This is a genomic window from Aquimarina hainanensis, assembly GCF_042684685.1.
GTDB lineage: Bacteria > Bacteroidota > Bacteroidia > Flavobacteriales > Flavobacteriaceae > Aquimarina > Aquimarina hainanensis.
The window spans coordinates 328235-345147 of the sequence record NZ_JBHULX010000048.1 but is presented as its reverse complement, the minus strand read 5'-3'; the positions used below and the strand labels follow the sequence as shown (position 1 = coordinate 345147).

18 protein-coding genes are annotated in these 16913 nt (G+C 32.2%); 2 read left to right on the top strand and 16 right to left on the bottom strand.

Annotation, left to right across the window (positions count from 1 at the left end; genetic code table 11):
* The first annotated feature begins 27 nt into the window (after positions 1 to 27).
* Entirely contained in the window at positions 28 to 1683 is a 1656-nt protein-coding gene (gene recN, locus ACFSTE_RS22590; protein ID WP_176030982.1) for a DNA repair protein RecN, read from the top strand.
* Positions 1684 to 1762: 79 nt separating this feature from the next.
* The gene (locus tag ACFSTE_RS22585; protein ID WP_176030981.1) at positions 1763 to 2581 is read left to right on the top strand and encodes an enoyl-ACP reductase FabI; all 819 of its coding nucleotides are present in this window, start codon (positions 1763 to 1765) and stop codon (positions 2579 to 2581) included.
* A gap of 120 nt (positions 2582 to 2701) precedes the next feature.
* On the opposite strand, the gene ACFSTE_RS22580 is transcribed toward ACFSTE_RS22585, so the two are convergent.
* From ACFSTE_RS22580 to ACFSTE_RS22505, 16 genes are all read right to left on the bottom strand, one after another.
* The gene (locus ACFSTE_RS22580) at positions 2702 to 3568 is read right to left on the bottom strand and encodes a cation diffusion facilitator family transporter (RefSeq protein ID WP_176030980.1); all 867 of its coding nucleotides are present in this window, start codon (positions 3566 to 3568) and stop codon (positions 2702 to 2704) included.
* Between the two features lie 116 nt (positions 3569 to 3684).
* Complete coding sequence (locus ACFSTE_RS22575; RefSeq protein WP_176030979.1) at positions 3685 to 4413, bottom strand: hypothetical protein; 729 nt, start codon at positions 4411 to 4413, stop codon at positions 3685 to 3687.
* A 362-nt stretch (positions 4414 to 4775) separates the two neighbouring features.
* Positions 4776 to 5081: a hypothetical protein gene (locus tag ACFSTE_RS22570; protein ID WP_378253874.1), complete on the bottom strand. Its 306-nt coding sequence runs from the start codon at positions 5079 to 5081 to the stop codon at positions 4776 to 4778.
* Positions 5082 to 5217: 136 nt separating this feature from the next.
* Positions 5218 to 5709: a phosphoribosylaminoimidazolesuccinocarboxamide synthase gene (locus tag ACFSTE_RS22565; protein WP_378253876.1), complete on the bottom strand. Its 492-nt coding sequence runs from the start codon at positions 5707 to 5709 to the stop codon at positions 5218 to 5220.
* 264 nt (positions 5710 to 5973) lie between these two features.
* Positions 5974 to 6516 (bottom strand): TPM domain-containing protein, encoded by a 543-nt coding sequence (locus ACFSTE_RS22560; RefSeq protein ID WP_378298413.1) that lies wholly within the window; start codon positions 6514 to 6516, stop codon positions 5974 to 5976.
* Between the two features lie 213 nt (positions 6517 to 6729).
* On the bottom strand, positions 6730 to 7158 hold the full coding sequence (locus ACFSTE_RS22555; protein WP_378253880.1) for a hypothetical protein: 429 nt from the start codon (positions 7156 to 7158) through the stop codon (positions 6730 to 6732).
* A gap of 129 nt (positions 7159 to 7287) precedes the next feature.
* On the bottom strand, positions 7288 to 7809 hold the full coding sequence (locus tag ACFSTE_RS22550) for a hypothetical protein (protein ID WP_378298411.1): 522 nt from the start codon (positions 7807 to 7809) through the stop codon (positions 7288 to 7290).
* Positions 7810 to 7871: 62 nt separating this feature from the next.
* Positions 7872 to 8147 (bottom strand): hypothetical protein, encoded by a 276-nt coding sequence (locus tag ACFSTE_RS22545; protein WP_378298409.1) that lies wholly within the window; start codon positions 8145 to 8147, stop codon positions 7872 to 7874.
* A 29-nt stretch (positions 8148 to 8176) separates the two neighbouring features.
* Positions 8177 to 9895, bottom strand: coding sequence for a hypothetical protein (locus tag ACFSTE_RS22540; RefSeq protein WP_378253886.1), 1719 nt, complete (start codon positions 9893 to 9895; stop codon positions 8177 to 8179).
* 488 nt (positions 9896 to 10383) lie between these two features.
* On the bottom strand, positions 10384 to 10686 hold the full coding sequence (locus ACFSTE_RS22535; RefSeq protein ID WP_378253888.1) for a topoisomerase DNA-binding C4 zinc finger domain-containing protein: 303 nt from the start codon (positions 10684 to 10686) through the stop codon (positions 10384 to 10386).
* A 63-nt stretch (positions 10687 to 10749) separates the two neighbouring features.
* Positions 10750 to 11559 (bottom strand): hypothetical protein, encoded by an 810-nt coding sequence (locus ACFSTE_RS22530; protein WP_378253890.1) that lies wholly within the window; start codon positions 11557 to 11559, stop codon positions 10750 to 10752.
* A gap of 40 nt (positions 11560 to 11599) precedes the next feature.
* On the bottom strand, positions 11600 to 12163 hold the full coding sequence (locus ACFSTE_RS22525; RefSeq protein WP_176030970.1) for a hypothetical protein: 564 nt from the start codon (positions 12161 to 12163) through the stop codon (positions 11600 to 11602).
* A 92-nt stretch (positions 12164 to 12255) separates the two neighbouring features.
* Complete coding sequence (locus tag ACFSTE_RS22520) at positions 12256 to 13296, bottom strand: DUF7638 domain-containing protein (protein ID WP_378253893.1); 1041 nt, start codon at positions 13294 to 13296, stop codon at positions 12256 to 12258.
* Between the two features lie 41 nt (positions 13297 to 13337).
* Positions 13338 to 13994 (bottom strand): hypothetical protein, encoded by a 657-nt coding sequence (locus tag ACFSTE_RS22515; protein WP_176030968.1) that lies wholly within the window; start codon positions 13992 to 13994, stop codon positions 13338 to 13340.
* A 158-nt stretch (positions 13995 to 14152) separates the two neighbouring features.
* Entirely contained in the window at positions 14153 to 14602 is a 450-nt protein-coding gene (locus tag ACFSTE_RS22510) for a hypothetical protein (protein WP_378253895.1), read from the bottom strand.
* 802 nt (positions 14603 to 15404) lie between these two features.
* A complete protein-coding gene (locus ACFSTE_RS22505) occupies positions 15405 to 16817 on the bottom strand; it encodes a S41 family peptidase (RefSeq protein ID WP_378253897.1) in 1413 nt (470 codons plus the stop codon).
* Between the last annotated feature and the right edge of the window lie 96 nt (positions 16818 to 16913).

Genomic DNA, 16913 nt, shown 5'->3' with positions numbered 1-16913 from the left:
TTGTAAACCCATTTAATATTCTATCCTTTGTTAAAAGGTCTTTCAATAAATAACTTCGCATTAATAGAACAATTACAGGTATCGTTTGATTCTGGATTGACTAATATTACAGGAGAAACTGGTGCCGGTAAATCATTGTTATTGGGAGCGCTAGGGCTTTTGTTGGGAAAAAGAGCAGATCTGTCCAGTAGTAAAGATAGCACTACTAAGTGTATTATAGAGGGGGTGTTTTCCCTGGGAAAATACAACTTAGTTACTTTTTTTGAAGAACAGGAACTGGATTATGAAGAAGAAACAATTATTCGTAGAGAGATTTTGCCTTCAGGTAAGTCCAGAGCTTTTATCAATGATACCCCCGTAACATTACAATCTCTGGCAGCTTTAGGAGGGAGGCTTATTGATATTCATAGTCAACATCAAACGCTGGACGTAACAACCAATGAATTTCAATTTCAGGTATTAGATGCGCTATCAGGAGCAGAAAGAGAAATAGAGTCCTATAAACGAGGATTGGTTCTTTTGAAACAAAAAGAAAAAGAAGTCGCTACACTTAGGCAAAATCAAGAAGAATTTACAAAGGAGTTTGAGTATAATTCATTTTTATATAAAGAACTGGAAGAAGCGAAGCTGAAAACAGAAGAACTTCAGGAGCTGGAAGAATTATATGAAACCCTAAATAATATAGAAGAAATACAGGAGCGATTGTCCGGAGCAGTCTCTTTACTTAATACAGAAGAAGTAGGGATATCGGATCAGTTGCATACGGTAAAATCTAATGTGTCACGAATAGCATCGTTTTCTAAAGCCTTAAAAGAGTTAGAAGCGAGAATTGAAAGTGTATATATAGAATTAGATGATATTGGAGGAACGCTGCATACAGAGCTCGAGAGTTTAGAGGCAGACCCGGGAAAATTACAGGAGGTTAGTCAGCGATTAGAATTGCTAAATACGCTTCAGGCTAAGCATGGGGTAAGTTCAATAGCAGCGTTGATTGCAATTCGAGATGAGCTGGAAGAAAAAGTACAAAAAACAGCTTCGTTAACAACGGACATTGAATCTCTGGATCAGGAAATCGAAAAAATTAAAACGAAGTTAGATAAAGTAGCGTTACTGATTCATGGTAAGAGGAAAAAAGCACTCCCTAAACTGGTTAAAGAATTAGAAACGATTCTCAGTGATCTGGGAATGGCAAATGCTACTTTTAAGGCAGCTGTAACCATGGAGGAAGCCTATCTGGCAAATGGGAAAGAAGTACTGGAGTTTTTGTTTTCTGCGAATAAAGGAGGAAACTACGGTTTGCTAAAAAAGGTAGCTTCCGGAGGAGAATTATCCAGAATCATGATAGCGATTAAAGCTATTTTATCCAGATATACACAATTACCTACCATTATTTTTGATGAAATTGATACAGGAGTATCAGGAGAAGTCGCTCATAAAATGGCAGATCTAATGAAAGCCATGAGTGAAAATCTGCAAGTTTTTAGCATTACACATTTACCGCAGATAGCAGCAAAAGGAGCCCATCATTATAAAGTATTCAAAGAAGATAGTAAGAATACGACTGTTACCCAGTTAAAGCTTTTAAGCAAAGAAGAGCGCGTAAAAGAAATAGCGGAGATGATCGGAGGAAAAGATATTTCAGAAGCCGCATTAAGCCATGCAGCTTCATTATTGGATCATTAAAATAAAAACAGAATACTAGGACATTTAGGTTGTTTTACTATCTTTACCGATCATATCATTTACTTTAAGTTATTACTAAATGTCACATAATTTATTAAAAGGAAAAAGAGGGATCATTTTTGGAGCATTAGATGAAAACTCAATCGCTTGGAAAACAGCAGAACGAGTTTTTGAAGAAGGTGGAACTTTTGTATTGACCAATGCTCCTGTAGCAATGCGAATGGGGGCAATCAATGAGCTGGCAGAAAAAACAAACTCCAAGATCATACCGGCAGATGCTACTTCATTAGAAGATTTACAGAATTTAGTGGAACAGTCTATGGAAATCCTGGGAGGAAAACTCGATTTTGTATTACACTCTATCGGAATGTCTGTCAATGTTCGAAAAGGACGTCATTATACAGATCTTAATTATGACTGGAGTGGAAAAGGATGGGATGTTTCGGCATTATCTTTTCACAAAACAATGCAGACATTGTATAAAAAAGATGCAATGAATGAATGGGGGAGTATTGTAGCATTGACCTATATGGCTGCACAACGCGTATTCCCTGATTATAATGATATGGCAGACAATAAAGCATATTTGGAATCTATAGCACGTAGTTTTGGATATTTCTTCGGAAAAGATAAAAAAGTTCGTGTAAACACCATATCACAATCTCCAACACCTACCACAGCAGGGAAAGGAGTAAAAGGGTTTGATGGATTTATCGATTATGCTGATAAAATGTCTCCTCTAGGAAATGCCACAGCAGATGAATGTGCTGACTATACAGTTACAATGTTTTCTGATTTTACTAAAAAAGTAACATTACAGAATTTATATCATGATGGAGGGTTCTCTAATGTAGGAGTAAGCCAGCATGTGATGGAGAAATTTATAGATTCAGAATAAGAAATACGGTTTTTTTAACCCTATTGATACATAAGAGCTTACTCTATATCGGAGTAAGCTTTTTTAGTCTGGGAGGTCAGTGTTTTTTCTTGATGATTCAGGAGCTGAAAAAAGGAAACTTCAATTTGGTTCGATATGAATAAATACTTCTGTCAGATGTGGGATTTTATCGAGTAAATGATCTTTTAGTTTGTGCGCTAAATCGTGCCCTTCAACAACAGTAAGTGTTCCTTCTACTATCGCGTGAAGATCAGCATGGTACTTCATGCCTGTTTTACGTATAAAACACTTTTCTGTTCCTAGAATTCCAGGCACCTCAAGAGAAGCATTTCTGATTTCTTCTACTAAATCATCATAGAGATGTTCGTCCATGATTTCTCCCAGCGCAGGTCTGAAAATAAGATAGCTGTTGTATATGATAAAACCAGCAGCAGCCAGTGCTGCCCAATCATCAGCAGTTTCGAATCCTTTGCCAAAAATCAGCGAAATAGAAATCCCGATAAAAGCCATTATAGAAGTGATGGCATCGCTTCTATGATGCCAGGCTTCTGCAATCAGAGAAGTACTGTTTATTTCTTTTCCTTTTTTGAGTACGATTCGATAAGATAGCTCTTTCCATAGAATGATAGCACTTAATACAAATAAAGTCCAGGGGGCAGGAGCCTGATGTGGAGTCTGTATGTTCTGAATGCTTTTATAAGCAATGATCGTAGCAGAGGTGACCAAAAATGCCACAATGATAAAGGTGATTAAGGGCTCGATTCTTCCATGGCCATATGGATGATTTTTATCAGCAGGTCGTTTTGCATAAGAAAAACCTAATAATACTAAAAAAGAAGCAAAAATATCTGTTGTAGATTCAATAGCATCAGCAATTAGTGCATAAGAATTTCCATAAATCCCGGCTATCCCTTTGATGATAGCAAGACAGGAGTTACTTATAATACTAAAATAAGTAGTTTTTATGGCAGCTTTTTCATGGTTCATGTGCGAGGGGTAAATGCTGTTGCTGGAAAACAATATGTGAGTTTTATCAAAGACTAAAAGAATGTGTCAATGATACGATTAAGATAAGGATAAAAAATAACAAAACCGATGAATTGTCAAACAAGTGTTTTGATATATTCGAAACCATTGGTGTTCTTTATTCCGTGGGTTGGATAGCCTAAGGAAGAACTGATATCATCCCCATAAAAGAAATTAAAAAGGAGGTGATAGCTTTCTTCCTTTTTATGAGTATGGTAGAAATGTTTGATAAAGGTATCGTCGTTTTTTTCTTTGAGAGATCTGATACTGTTAGTGTGTTTGTAGACATACCGCTCTTGCTGTACATGTTCTTCTAGAGAGCGAGGTTTTCCGTTCAAGCGCCAATATAAAGTTCGATACACGTATTCGAGGGTTCTTTCTTCGATTAAACGCTTTGTGTATATTTCGCTGGACCAGAAATAAGGCGTGCAGAAATTACGCGTAACCAGGGCGTTTATGTTGAATTTACTGTCAAAGTCGGTTGTGTATCTGTTTGTCCATCCTCCCTTTTCATCATCTGCTATATTAAGTGCTACTTGTATAGGGTGTTTTGATGAGGTGTTTATAGGAGTGAGGTTGCTAAGGGTGGTGGCGATTACGTCTTCTGCTCCTAATAGTTGCAGCTCTTTTATTTTTTGTAATAGATGAGGTTTTGCCATTGGGTTAAAACCTCCAATAGGAAATTTGAGCCCCCCTTTGACTCCTCCTTGAAGCATCCTAAGGTACGTTTTAAATCGTTCTATAGTAATCGGTTTTTGATATAGAGCTTCCATTGCAGATAGAACAGGTAGTACTTCGAATGTCATAAAGTAATTGTTTCGAGAGCGACTAAGCTACAAAAAAGATAGAGAACGAAACGTTGTTTTTGATAGAGGAAGGTTAGAAATGTTCGAGGTATTGGACTACCTGGTAATTTTAATATCTATATCATAAAACTAAAAAAACCTTCTTAAAAAGGGCTTAAAATTAGTTGGGTTTTGACAAATTACAGTAGGGGAGCGGTTACCGTATTACACGCAGTTATTTTTCAATTTCTTTAATGGATTTCAAAGTGTATTTATCGTAAGCCATTAAGTCTAATACTTTTGATTGACCAGTATGTAAGCATTTTTTGTAAATTAGTTTTCCATTCAGATAAACATAAAGTTCATTATCAACAGTCTTTTCTTTAAATACCATTTTCTTGAAAAGTTTTATTGAAATCTCGAACTCTTTTATTGTTATCTGAAGCTTTTCGATTTTCGTATTCTGCCCACCACATCACATCTCTCGGGTCGCCTTTTGCAGATTCCAAAAATGATTTAAAACTTTCAATTCCATTATCAGCTAAAAAAATAACACAGCGAATAATTCTATCAGAATTCAAATACTCATAATTAGTCAAATATTCGTTCAATATTTTTTTAGCAGAATCAAAATCCGAATTAAATCGAACTTTTATTTCTTTAACAATATCCTTTGGTAGTTCTTGCAATTTTGCTGCTAATTAAAAAGTGTTTATAAAAAAGCTCATAACTCCAAGGGTTCCAATATCCAGGATATAATAATAACAAACAATATAACAAGGAAACCAATATTTAACTTCAAAATTCTGTTGGCATTTCGTTATGTTATGCATTCAGTAATTTTTCTTCTACCATTATTCTTATTGCTTTTTCAGTTTCATTTTGTCCGTCATTCATTGAACCAGGTAGCATTATTAGTCTTTTCTTTAATTTAGAGTTATCATCTTCAAATAGCACTTCAAATCGAGAACGGGTTAATCCAAATATTGCTTTTTTTAATTTAATTTCTTTTATTTTATTTCTTTCTATTATTGGAGTTGTAGAATTATTCAAGCTTGTAATTATTCCATAGATCAGATATAGTCCGATAAAGCCGAAAAATATTGGTGTCACAATTTGACCATCTTGATAACTTTTAAATGCTGAATATAAAAGAAGTAAAGAAAGGCCACCATAAATTAATAATACTCTATTAATAGTATTTCCAACAGTAACTTTAGCTACATTACCAATTATTCCATCTCTCGTTAGAATAATTTTATCAGATAAGATATGACAAAATCCAGTTTTCGTTTTAAATATCTTTTCTGTTTTCATTAACTTTTTCTCGATTTACAAGGTTTATTATAAACTTTATCAGATGCTTTTTCAGCTTGTTCTCTAATTAATTTTGAACTGCCTTTTATTTTATAAACGATAACTATCCAATTTCAATTTTTAAGCGAACTTTGTAATTGGGTTTCTTCTTTTTTCGTTTACGATTATATCTTTCGTTTGCAAGGTGACTTAAAAGCCTTTTGGCTTTTTAAAATTAATGTTTAGTGTAAAATGTATTTTTACACCTTGTTGTACACTGTATTTTTATTTCCATTTTTCTATTAATTCAACTACTCCATTTTTAATACCTGCATAGAATTTTCCATTTTTAAATTCGGGTACTATGGTTTGGTTTATTACGTTTTTACAGATTTTGTCTGTCAAAATCTGTTTGGTTCCAGTTCCAGTTGCAATTCCGATTTTTCTACACGGATTGCACACGACAATTGTCATTCCATTATTTTTTTCTGCTTCACCAACTCCCCAATAATTACTTAAATCAATAGCAAATTTTTGTATATCCGAATAAGGTGAAATACTATCAATTGTCACAACTACTATTTGTCGAGTTGTTTCAATGTTATAGTCATAAATCAAATCCGATAGTTCTTTCCTTTCAGAAGGACTGAAAATACTATTATAATCGTTTACTATTTGACCTTTAAGTTTAGTTTCTCTGAACTTTTCAATTGTCGAGAAATCGAATTCGGGAATAGGTTTTTTTGTTTTAGTTTCTTGCGCTGAACCTTTGCAAGAGAGCAAATTTAAAGCCAGAAAAAAGATTAATATTTTAGTTCCGATTTTCATTTTTTTGATTATGTACAACGATTAGTATATGGCAAGTAAGGCAGTAGAAAGCGATGACCTTTCAAGTTTGCACAGGACCAAAACGTTGTATTTTGTTTTTAATTTATTCATTCTTAAAAGCCAAATCAACGATTTGGCGTTGTTGGTAAATAGCATTGAACTTTCGTAAACCACCGAATGCCCTATTTGCTATATACATTTAGCTTTTCGTTTTCATTTTTTTTCTGTCAAATCAATAAATTCAAGCATTTCAAGAGCATTATTTATCACAAAACTTTGTTTAGCGGATTTAGGATTCCAACCATTAGCTAAATAATAGTCAATCAATTTTATAATGACCATTGGTCTATTTAGATTTATCGTCCTACAATCAGAATTCTCTCCTTGAATTGTCGTTTTTCCTGTGTTTGAGAACCAAATAACTCCCGAATCAGGATAACCAACGATCCATTTATCTTTTTCATTATTATGATTTATCAATACATTATCTTCCTCTCGAAAATGTAATTTAATAGGTGAGTTTTTAAAGTTCTCTAGATAAATAACAATCAGTTCGGCACATTTTGATAATTTATATTCATCAAGATGGTAATGAGCTCTTTTCCAAAGATAAGTCTCCTTTTTGTGAATAATCTTCCTCATCTTTATTTTATTTATCCACTTCATTTTAATGAAAGCTAACGTTCTGTGTATGGCGTGTTGCGGAATTTTCCGAAGGAAACATTCCTATGAGTCACTAAGGTAGCAAATTTGCAATATACACTTTGTTACCTACAGTATTTTTAATTTTTTCGCTAATTCATTTCTCCAACTGTCAATCTCATTATATTTCTCATTGTATTCCTCCACTGGAATATTCAATAGTTTGTACAAAGTCTCTGATTTGTCAAATCCTAATTTTTCTCCTACAGTTTTAAATTTCACTATATCCAGTCCATTTTCAATATCGTCATTAAAATATTGAAACATAATATCTAAAAGAAGTAAATTCCAGTTAGTTCCGTAATCGGTATATATTTCGTCATTCTCTAGTTCGAAATGAAAGATTTTTTGAATAGTTTCATTGTATCCAAATACTCGAAAAGATTCTCCTTCATCATATATTGGAATTATATTTAACCCACTCAATATTTCGTAATTTGTAATTGTTGGAAAATAAAAATATGCACCATCGACTTTTTCAACACGAAATTTTAATTCAGAAATTTTTCCAATGTTTTCAATAAACGATTTTGGGGCGCCAAACTCTAATAGTTTAGATTCTCTTTTGTCTATTGGAATTAGTTTGTTCATATGTTCGTTAAGATACATAGTTTACATAAGTTAAAGATTAAGTGTTTACACTAAATTAGTTTCTACTCTTGTTGCTTATGTTTTAGGTTTCTTTGATCAAAGAAACCTAAAAATACATTTCTATAATAGACTTTCCAAATTCCGTTTCCTTGCTCTTGTATTCCTACGTATTTTCCTTTTAAAGCAGTTGTTAAATATACCCAGTAATAAGACTTCCATCTGATTGCTCCACTCTTAGTTCCTTTGAGTACTTTATAGTCATTATCATAATGATAGTGTGCTATTTTTTCAGGAAAAGGTCTACATGAAAACTCGTGTATATCAGCTGGTGTTTTCATATCCATTGTTAGCAAACGTATTATATTGGTCATAATCTGCTAAGCATCGAAGAACTTGAACACGAAAAGTCTGGATAACAAAATGAATCAAGATAATTTCTTGATCTTGTCATATTTCCTTCGAATACTTCTCCAGCAAGATTCCCTTGGAAAGAATTCGTTATTGTATAATTGCTAGAATCAGTACTGCCATCAGGACAAACTAATTCACCTGTATAAAAAACATCAGATGTCCATTCTAAAGATAAACTGTTTCCAGAAAGCACATAATTACCTATGTATCCAGCAGAACTACTATATGTGCCATCTTCAAAAAATTGAATTTGTTCAATTATACCTGCTGAAAATGTAGCATCGGGACAAACCATATCTTCTAATTGATTCCATTTCCAAATACCAGATAATTCAAAAGCGTTTAATGTAATGCTAAACTCATCTTCGGTAGAAAAATCTCCATCATTATATTTTATTTTTCCTGTAACAGTTCTTGGTAAAGTTGATTCATCTGCTGTTAGTTTTAAACTAATAGAATTATCTGAAGCTACATTTACTTCTACATTCACATCTGAAGGAAAGTCTTCTATAGTGATAAATTTACTATCACCTTCGGAATCAATTTCTTCTGAAGATTCAGGGATATCGTCATAGTCATAAGAAATAGGTTCGTAACTTGAACTTGATGAACCAAACCAACTACTAAACCAATTTGAAGTACTTGAAATTATGTTATTAACTCCGCTTTTTAAAGTATTCCACTTTGATTTAACTAAATTCATTTTTTCAATTGTGAAAGCCACAACTGTATTTGAATTTGAAATGTCAGAAGCAATTATATGTCTGTCTTTCGCTGTAATAGTGAAATTATGAAAAGAATCATTATTAACTTCAAAATCATTTGAGTTACCGAAACTATCACTTAAAGCGTGTTTAAAAGGTAAAAAACATTCGTTTATTAACAATTCGTGTGCTGCGCTAAGGATAGAATGTGCTGCATAAACACCAGCAATAAAACCTACAGCAGCAGTAACAGAACCTAATGGACCAGCAGCATTCAAAGATGGTAGAGCTGCAACAAAACCTAATACAGTTACTGTGGTTAAAACTACTCTTTTAGAATTAACATTAAAACAATCATAATCTGAATTGCCAGTCATAGAGTTACGTGATGCAACATTTAAAAAATCTGTAGTAAAGAGTGGATTTGCATTGTAAAATTTGGCAACTTCCATTTTTTCGTCATCAGATAATGTATTGAATTTTGTTAAAAAGTCATTTATTATCTGATTTGCAGAATTTAAACTACTAGTGACCTCTTGTGAAAAACTATTACTTGTTAAGTAGTCGTTTATGTCTTGACTCATTGAATTTATAGGATTTATCAATTCTGTCGTTATTACGCTATTTGGGTCTTGAACATTGTTTTCTGATACTTGAAAATCTAAACTACCAATTTTATCATCTATTTCTAATTCCAATATTTGATTTCCAGAGTTAATTTCAGGTACTGTAAAAATCAATTCATTATCAGAAGATTTGTAGAGTTCGATATCTTGACCTCCAAAAGTTCCTGTATAATTATTTTGCCCAAGTGTAATATTTGTGGTTACAATTACAAACCTTTGAGGCATTACAGAATTTGATTCAGTCGTAAGTTCAAAAGTTTCTGTTTGAGGATTAGCTTCTGTATTATCGTCTTTTGAGCAACCAAAAGAGATGATAATCAATAAAATCAAAAATAATTTTTTCATTGTAATAGTTTTTAAATTCAAAGATTAATATGTTCTTTGAGTTAGTCAATACCCTATTTGGGGTATTTATGTTTGCTAACGGTCTCGTATAACCCTCAGTTACGGGTTAAATTAACGTTTAGTATCGGTTTGGCACTGAGTTGAGCAATTCCGAGTAGATTCGGACGTAGTCGAATCCGCCGTAATTGCGGTTAGCATCCATGAAAAAGAGTTGCCTTAAGTTTGGTAATAAAACCAAATATTACGCAAACAAAAGACAACCCTTCAGCTAAGTTATTTATTGGCATCGACGTACACAAGCGAAGTTGGAAGATTCATACTTCAACCGATTTATTTGATGGCAAAACCATTACCAGCCCCTCTGTTCTCAAACCTTACAGCATTACATAGAAAAACACTACCCTAATCACCAAGTATCTATAGTCTATGAAGCAGGGTGTTTTGGATATGCAGTCCATAGAGCATTTGTCAGCTATGGATGGACATCCTTAGTTGTCAATCCATGAAAGATCACCTATTCCAAGTCCATGAGAATAGTTAAAACATTCATCTAACTTTTCCAATTGATAGTAAAGGTAGTAACTGTAAACTTCCGCATCCTTTTTACATTTGTAGCATTTTCTAGACCATTTATACAAGTTGATGTCTTCTTCGACAAAGAACCTAAAAATTAAGTCATGTAATTTCAGGGAAGAAGTACGCTTTGGATAATTGGAACACCCACCAAATTCACCATATTTTCCTTCGCGCAAAACATAGTGTCCTGTACAATCATTACATTTTATGTTCATCTAATTTTTTATTACTGTCAACGGTTTTGTGTAAAATGCGTTTTAATGCATTTTTACATAGTGTTAACTATCTTTTTCTTTTTTATACCATTCAATGAATCTAATATATTCAGTATCTATACAATTCGACCAAAAATCTCCATGCAAACTAGACCATCTTTTTGCTTCTTGATTCCAACTGAACTTATGGACAACTCTTCCATTATTCATCAATTCAATACTTTTGATAAAATCATTTCCATTTTTTTGGGCTTCGTTAAAAACAAAATCTAAAACGTTCAATCTTTCTGTTCCATAACGAGATACCTCAATCAAATCAAGGATGAATCCATCTTTAAATAACCTGTTTTCAACATCCTCATTTTTATTATTATCTAGAGAACTAATCGTTGACCACCTATCATTGGTTGCAGAATAAATTAATTTTTCATCTCTGATGTAAATGTTCTTGGTGTCATTGAATGCTACTTCGTAAGCATCTTTAAATATCACTTTTACATAATTTTTGAAATCATTACTAAACCCTGAAAATCTTATTTGATCTGCTTGATAATAAGATATTGAAGAATAATTAAAGACTGATTGACCTACTTTCGTTTTGTAAAATTTGGACCGTCCCGTGATTGTATCATGATCATACCCTTCATCTGCACCTATTTCCCAGTAGTGGAATTTCTCTAGGACAGAGTCATTCAAAAAATAATCTATTAAATGTTTTGAGGTATATAATATGTCTAAATATGAATGATCCGAATTCCAATAATAGTAGCACAAAGAAATTTCATTAATCTGCTCTAATATAGAGGTTAATTCATGTTCATCATTCTGAAAATTAACTGGAAACAATCTTACGTATCTGGAGGTATAATTCATTGTTTTCTATAATAGTTAACGGTTTTATGTACCTTGTTGTCTACAGTTTTTTACTTGTTAATTCACTCGAAATTATTTCGTTTTCATTTTCCTTAATGTGTTTTACTATCCCGACACCTAACGCAATGTATATTGTTGTTTTATAATTTTCCATTTCATTATTAACTTCAGTAATAGGACTTATTATATATTGACAACAAGTATATGTTTTGTTATTAATTTTCAGGTCTATATACTTAGAGAATAAGGTGATTTTACTAGTTGCTATCTCGGACATACTAAAACTATCTCCCATGTCATAGAACTCGGTAATTTCAGTATATTCAAAAGGAGTGTTTTCAATTGTATTTGGGTGTTTTAAAAATAAAGATCTAGTTATAAAAACTTTTTTTTCAAAATTAGAACGCCTCAAACCTTTCTCGGTGTTACGGACAAAATACTCCTCATCAAAAATATTAATTATATACATCTTATTTTCATCTTCCCATGAATCGATGACTTTATTTGTTACTATTCGTTCCTTAGTTTTAAATGTTTTTTTATTATAAATAGTCTGTTTGTAAATCCATTCATTACCGATTTTTAAAGGAATTAAATCTTTCAACTTACTTTTATTTAGGATTGATTCAAATTGTAGGGAACGTTTAGTATAAAATACGTTTTTAATGCATTTTTACACCTTGTTGGTAGTAGTTTTTATTCTTTTTTGGGTTTAGGAATGCTAATAGAGGGAAGTTCTTCCCCCATTTCTTTAGCTACTTGGTAATGGGACCAGTTCTCAATTTCCTGCTCCCCATAAATAATCATTCTTACTGCCGTATCCTTCACGTCCATATCACCTACATACATTCTCTCATGTTCAGGAATATTCTCATAAGCTTCTTTTAATTCTTCCTTTAATCTTACTGTGGGATTACCCATATATTTTTGATATATCTCTCGACATAATTCAATGGTTGAAGGTTCTCCATTTAACACCCGAATTGTGTCTTTTACTTCTAGTAGTTTTTCTGATATTTTCGCTGAATACCGTTCTTCTTTAATTTTGAAAAAGCCTAATCCAAAGATATTTACTTGAGTGCTAATAGGTAATTCTGTCAGTATCTTTTCCTCTAAGATCATTTGTTCAAATTGAGTCAATGATATCTCAAAGGGCTCCTCAAATCGATTAACCCATATTGATTCTTGGTCATAAACATCGAATCTCACTAAATGATATTCACCTTTCTCGTCCTTAAAGAAAAGGTTAATTCCCGTACCTTTTATTTTTTCAGGAAATGGGTCGTTTGGGTTTTTTTTCTTTTCCTTATAGATTTTTCCTTTTCCGCTTTCACCAATTGTTACTCCATTAACTTTTTTCTCCGAATAGCTGTAAATGTTGTCCAGTTTCGGATTTAGGTGTTTAACAATTGACCAAACGTAATCAATAAATGAATCTTTGTTGTAATTCCATGAACCATCACTTACAGTCCAACTTCCAAGACTATGAATTGAGATTTCTTCACCATTAGGAATATTAACAGCAACCCAACCTCTTTTGACGTCTTTTTTGAAATGCTCGAAATCTTCAAAATTCCAGCATTCAACCCGACCGTCTTCATATACTTCTAAGTCCACAAAAAAATGCGTTCCATTTCTGATAATTCCTGGAATTGAAACTCCTTCAATTACTTTAGTCCGATATGTGCTTGGGAGATTAAAGTCCACTTTATTTTTTCTAAATAGATTTAATTTCATTTATATTCAATTGCCACCAACGTTTAATGTAAAATGCATTTTTACATAGTGTTGTATTTTTGTTGTTTTTTTTGTTCAATTATCTGATTAATGTTCGATTTACATAATTCAATCAATTTTGACTGATCAAGTTTTTCATGGGCTTGCTTGCTGAATGCAACAATGTTGTAACTGTCAATCTTAATGTCTTGTGGAATTTTGAAGCCTTTTTTAATTTGTTTAAAAGTATCTGATTTTGAGAATTCAGAGTTTCTTGATTCAATCACTTCGATTGAGTTTTGTGCTACTATTAATTTCTTTTCCAGTTCTTTATAACCCCCATCAATTCTCCATGGGTCTAGGGAGCTTTTTTCAAGTTTAGACAATTCATCTTTCAAAAAGTTAAGTATCTGATTCATTCTTATTTTTGTCTCATTAATAATCTCAGACTCGTTAGTTAAATCACTAAACCCAAAATCAAAATCACGAGATTGATTTTTTGTATACCAATCATCAAATTCCTTATCACTACTGAATAAAATTTCGTTTTGGTTCACAGAATCTAAGATTTTTATTGGTCGACCTTTCTTGCAAACATTTGAGCTAAACCCAATGAGGTTTGATTGATGACTAGCCCAGAAGACCCGCTTATCAGTAAAATACTCTTCACCAAATAGTGAATAGTGTGATTTGTCTTTAAAAATTGCCTTATATCTCATTGATTTAGATTGATGAATTACAACGGTAACGCATAAGAATAGTAGCGGATTTTTATGCTATTGCTTTTCCGTTTGTTACTGCTGTTTGTTCTATAAATTCATTTTCGTTTTAGCGATTAAACCGCAATTATTTTTATGCATTGTTGTGCTTAGTGTTTTTATTTTACCACGCCATCGTAATTATCAAGTTTCCACCCTTTTTCAGGTCTTATTTTTCTCCAATCCCAATATTTGTCATAAAGTTCATCGTGAAGAAAATCTAGGTTTTCTGCTAATTCATCCGTTTTGTCAACAAAACAAATTTCAGTCCATTTTCCAAATCTCTCATCAGGTTCTGAAGTTCCGTCAATTATATTAAATAAATCGAACAAAACTCCAGCAGAGTTGTCAGCCAAAATTTTTCTTAATGCACTTTTTAAATTCGGGTCATTTTTTAATTTTTCTAAAGAGTTATATTCTTCTTGGGTAAAACCACAATTTGGCGGATATGTTACAAAATCCATATCACTTCCTTTATTTAGCCGATCAGAAATGAATTCAGCATTTTCCTCAATTTTTTGATTAGCGGATAATAAAAAAGTTTTGATGTTATATTCAGATAGTTTCATTTTTCAGCATTAAGGATAACGTTTACTATAAGTGGCGTAGTAGGGTAAAATGTTACCTTGCTATTGACATTTTCTGCGCTGATTTTATAATTTTCTTGCCATAAAATCTTTGCACAATAGCAACTATACACGAGCCTTCAAATCAACCCAAAAACCTGCTATGATATATACTTGATGCTAGAGTGCATGTTTTTTACGTTTCACTTTTCGTTTGGATTCGATTAAACTTCCATAAATATTTTTCAATTTCACATTCCTCTTGCGTTCCGTTTTTCACATTTCTTCCGCTTTCTGATTATCAATTTCGAGTTGCGTTCTGCTTTTTGTTTAAATAAAGTAATAATATTATGATCAAAACTGGTACAATCACACAAATCACAACTGATGCTTGTACATAATTCAATCCTATATGTTCAAACCAGTTTAAAAAATCTACAGATAGATCAAATAATTTATCTGAGAAAATTTCGAAATCTGGTATAATTAAAAATAATATTAGAACTAAAACCAGAAAGCTAATAATTAGGTGTTTTTTCTTGAGAATTTTACTGATCAAGAAAACAAAAAACGTTGGAATTACTATAAAATAGACAATGATATTTACTTCACGATATGTCAGTCCTGTAAGTTCTGAAATCCATTTTAGAAGTCTGTAAATTAAGTCAAAAATTTCATTCATTATTCAAAATGTACTCTAACGGTCTAGTGTATGAAAAGTAGCGGATTTCTACTCATTTACCTTTCGGTTTTGCACTGCTCTTTTTTATATTTACTTACTTTCATTTTATCACTTAAACCGCTATTACTTATACACCGTGTTATGCCACGTTATTATTTTGTCAATTCCAATATCTTTAAACTCGTTTCCCTTATAAAAACTGTTGTAAAAACTGGTTCTGTCTTTTGGATAATCAGTTTCATAGTTGGGCGGCACTCCTGTAATTTCATAAATGTTTCCTTTTGGGTCGCTATAAACTTCATTAGATAAGCTAAACTCCCATCCATTCGGTAAGTTTTTCCATAAAATTTCAGAAAAAATTCCATTTGTTGAAGAACCAAAACGTTTTATTTCAGGGTAAGCCATTGTACCAAGTGCAAAAATTTCGGCAGCGCTTGCAGTATTGTGACTTGTTAATACTGTCACTTTTCCTTGATAAACGTTCTTCGCTGGGTTTAAAATATATTCTTGCTCATTTGTGTAATTATTCCCATTTTTTGCCTTAATTGATAAAATGTGTTTTTGTTCTTTAATGAAATGACTCAATAGTTTTAATGCGACAGTTTCATAGCCACCACCGTTAAATCGTAAATCAACAATTATGGAATTAGTTTCTGCCAAATCTGACAGAATTTTGTTCATAGCAAAATCAACTCCTTTAAGCTCATCATCTAATTGAGTAATGCCAGATTTAGTTTCCAGAACTTTTTCATATTCTTGTTTAAACTCTTGTGCTGTTAAATCTTGATTTGGAATGTAATTAGAGAAATTGTTCATATCCGTAATCACAATGTAACCTATATTTTCTTTTTTCAGAATTCCCCATTGTATAAGGTCATTATTATAACTCTTGAAACCGTTCAAATAAGTAGTTACAATATCGTTTATTACTTCCTTTTTTGTTTTTCGGTTTTCATTCTTTTTGCTAATGACATTTTTTACTCTCAATGAATCTGGTACATCTAATCTGATGTGTCCATCATTAAAGCTTTTTAAAATATCTGCGAAAAGATTATACAATTCCTTATCGGACTGAATGTTTTTTAGGTTCTCTTGATATTCTATTTTTACGCTATTCCAATCGATATTACGTTGTTCGAAAAACGCATAATGTTTATCAAAAGTATTCCATAAAATGTTGAAATTTAGTTCAGGGGAATGATCTTTTTTTATGTTGTGATTTACACAATATTCAGGAAGTTTATCCGACCTTGTGAAACCATAATCAACAATACCACCTGGATTTAAAATAAGCTTGTCATTTTTGAAATCTACGATTCTAAATCTATCGGTTAATTTACCATTTGAAATTAATGGTAAACAAGAATTTTCAGTTGTATTAAAATATGTGTAAGTGGAATCTTTGATTGTTATAATTCTACCATAACCTTCTTGAATCCAAACTCCACTAATACTTTTATTAGGCATTGGTCTTTGGCAAGAAGCTAGAATTAAGATAAGAAAAATTGATGATTTTAATTGAGCTTTAATATTCATTGATTAATGTTTCAATAAGGACATCAAGTTTTTTAATTTGTTACAGTCCTAATGTAGCATGATGGTCTCGGCTATGGTCCGTGACCAACACCAGAC

Bases quoted from the DNA above. Each gene is read 5' to 3' on its own strand.
- ACFSTE_RS22535 (WP_378253888.1), bottom strand. From the start codon at position 10,686: ATGAACATAAAATGTAATGATTGTACAGGACACTATGTTTTGCGCGAA.
- ACFSTE_RS22510 (WP_378253895.1), bottom strand. From the start codon at position 14,602: ATGAAACTATCTGAATATAACATCAAAACTTTTTTATTATCCGCTAAT.
- ACFSTE_RS22540 (WP_378253886.1), bottom strand. From the start codon at position 9,895: ATGAAAAAATTATTTTTGATTTTATTGATTATCATCTCTTTTGGTTGC.
- ACFSTE_RS22560 (WP_378298413.1), bottom strand. From the start codon at position 6,516: ATGAAAATCGGAACTAAAATATTAATCTTTTTTCTGGCTTTAAATTTG.
- ACFSTE_RS22565 (WP_378253876.1), bottom strand. From the start codon at position 5,709: ATGAAAACAGAAAAGATATTTAAAACGAAAACTGGATTTTGTCATATC.
- ACFSTE_RS22505 (WP_378253897.1), bottom strand. From the start codon at position 16,817: ATGAATATTAAAGCTCAATTAAAATCATCAATTTTTCTTATCTTAATT.
- ACFSTE_RS22580 (WP_176030980.1), bottom strand. From the start codon at position 3,568: ATGAACCATGAAAAAGCTGCCATAAAAACTACTTATTTTAGTATTATA.
- ACFSTE_RS22550 (WP_378298411.1), bottom strand. From the start codon at position 7,809: ATGAACAAACTAATTCCAATAGACAAAAGAGAATCTAAACTATTAGAG.
- ACFSTE_RS22555 (WP_378253880.1), bottom strand. From the start codon at position 7,158: ATGAGGAAGATTATTCACAAAAAGGAGACTTATCTTTGGAAAAGAGCT.
- ACFSTE_RS22530 (WP_378253890.1), bottom strand. From the start codon at position 11,559: ATGAATTATACCTCCAGATACGTAAGATTGTTTCCAGTTAATTTTCAG.
- ACFSTE_RS22585 (WP_176030981.1), top strand. From the start codon at position 1,763: ATGTCACATAATTTATTAAAAGGAAAAAGAGGGATCATTTTTGGAGCA.
- ACFSTE_RS22575 (WP_176030979.1), bottom strand. From the start codon at position 4,413: ATGACATTCGAAGTACTACCTGTTCTATCTGCAATGGAAGCTCTATAT.
- ACFSTE_RS22545 (WP_378298409.1), bottom strand. From the start codon at position 8,147: ATGAAAACACCAGCTGATATACACGAGTTTTCATGTAGACCTTTTCCT.
- ACFSTE_RS22515 (WP_176030968.1), bottom strand. From the start codon at position 13,994: ATGAGATATAAGGCAATTTTTAAAGACAAATCACACTATTCACTATTT.
- ACFSTE_RS22520 (WP_378253893.1), bottom strand. From the start codon at position 13,296: ATGAAATTAAATCTATTTAGAAAAAATAAAGTGGACTTTAATCTCCCA.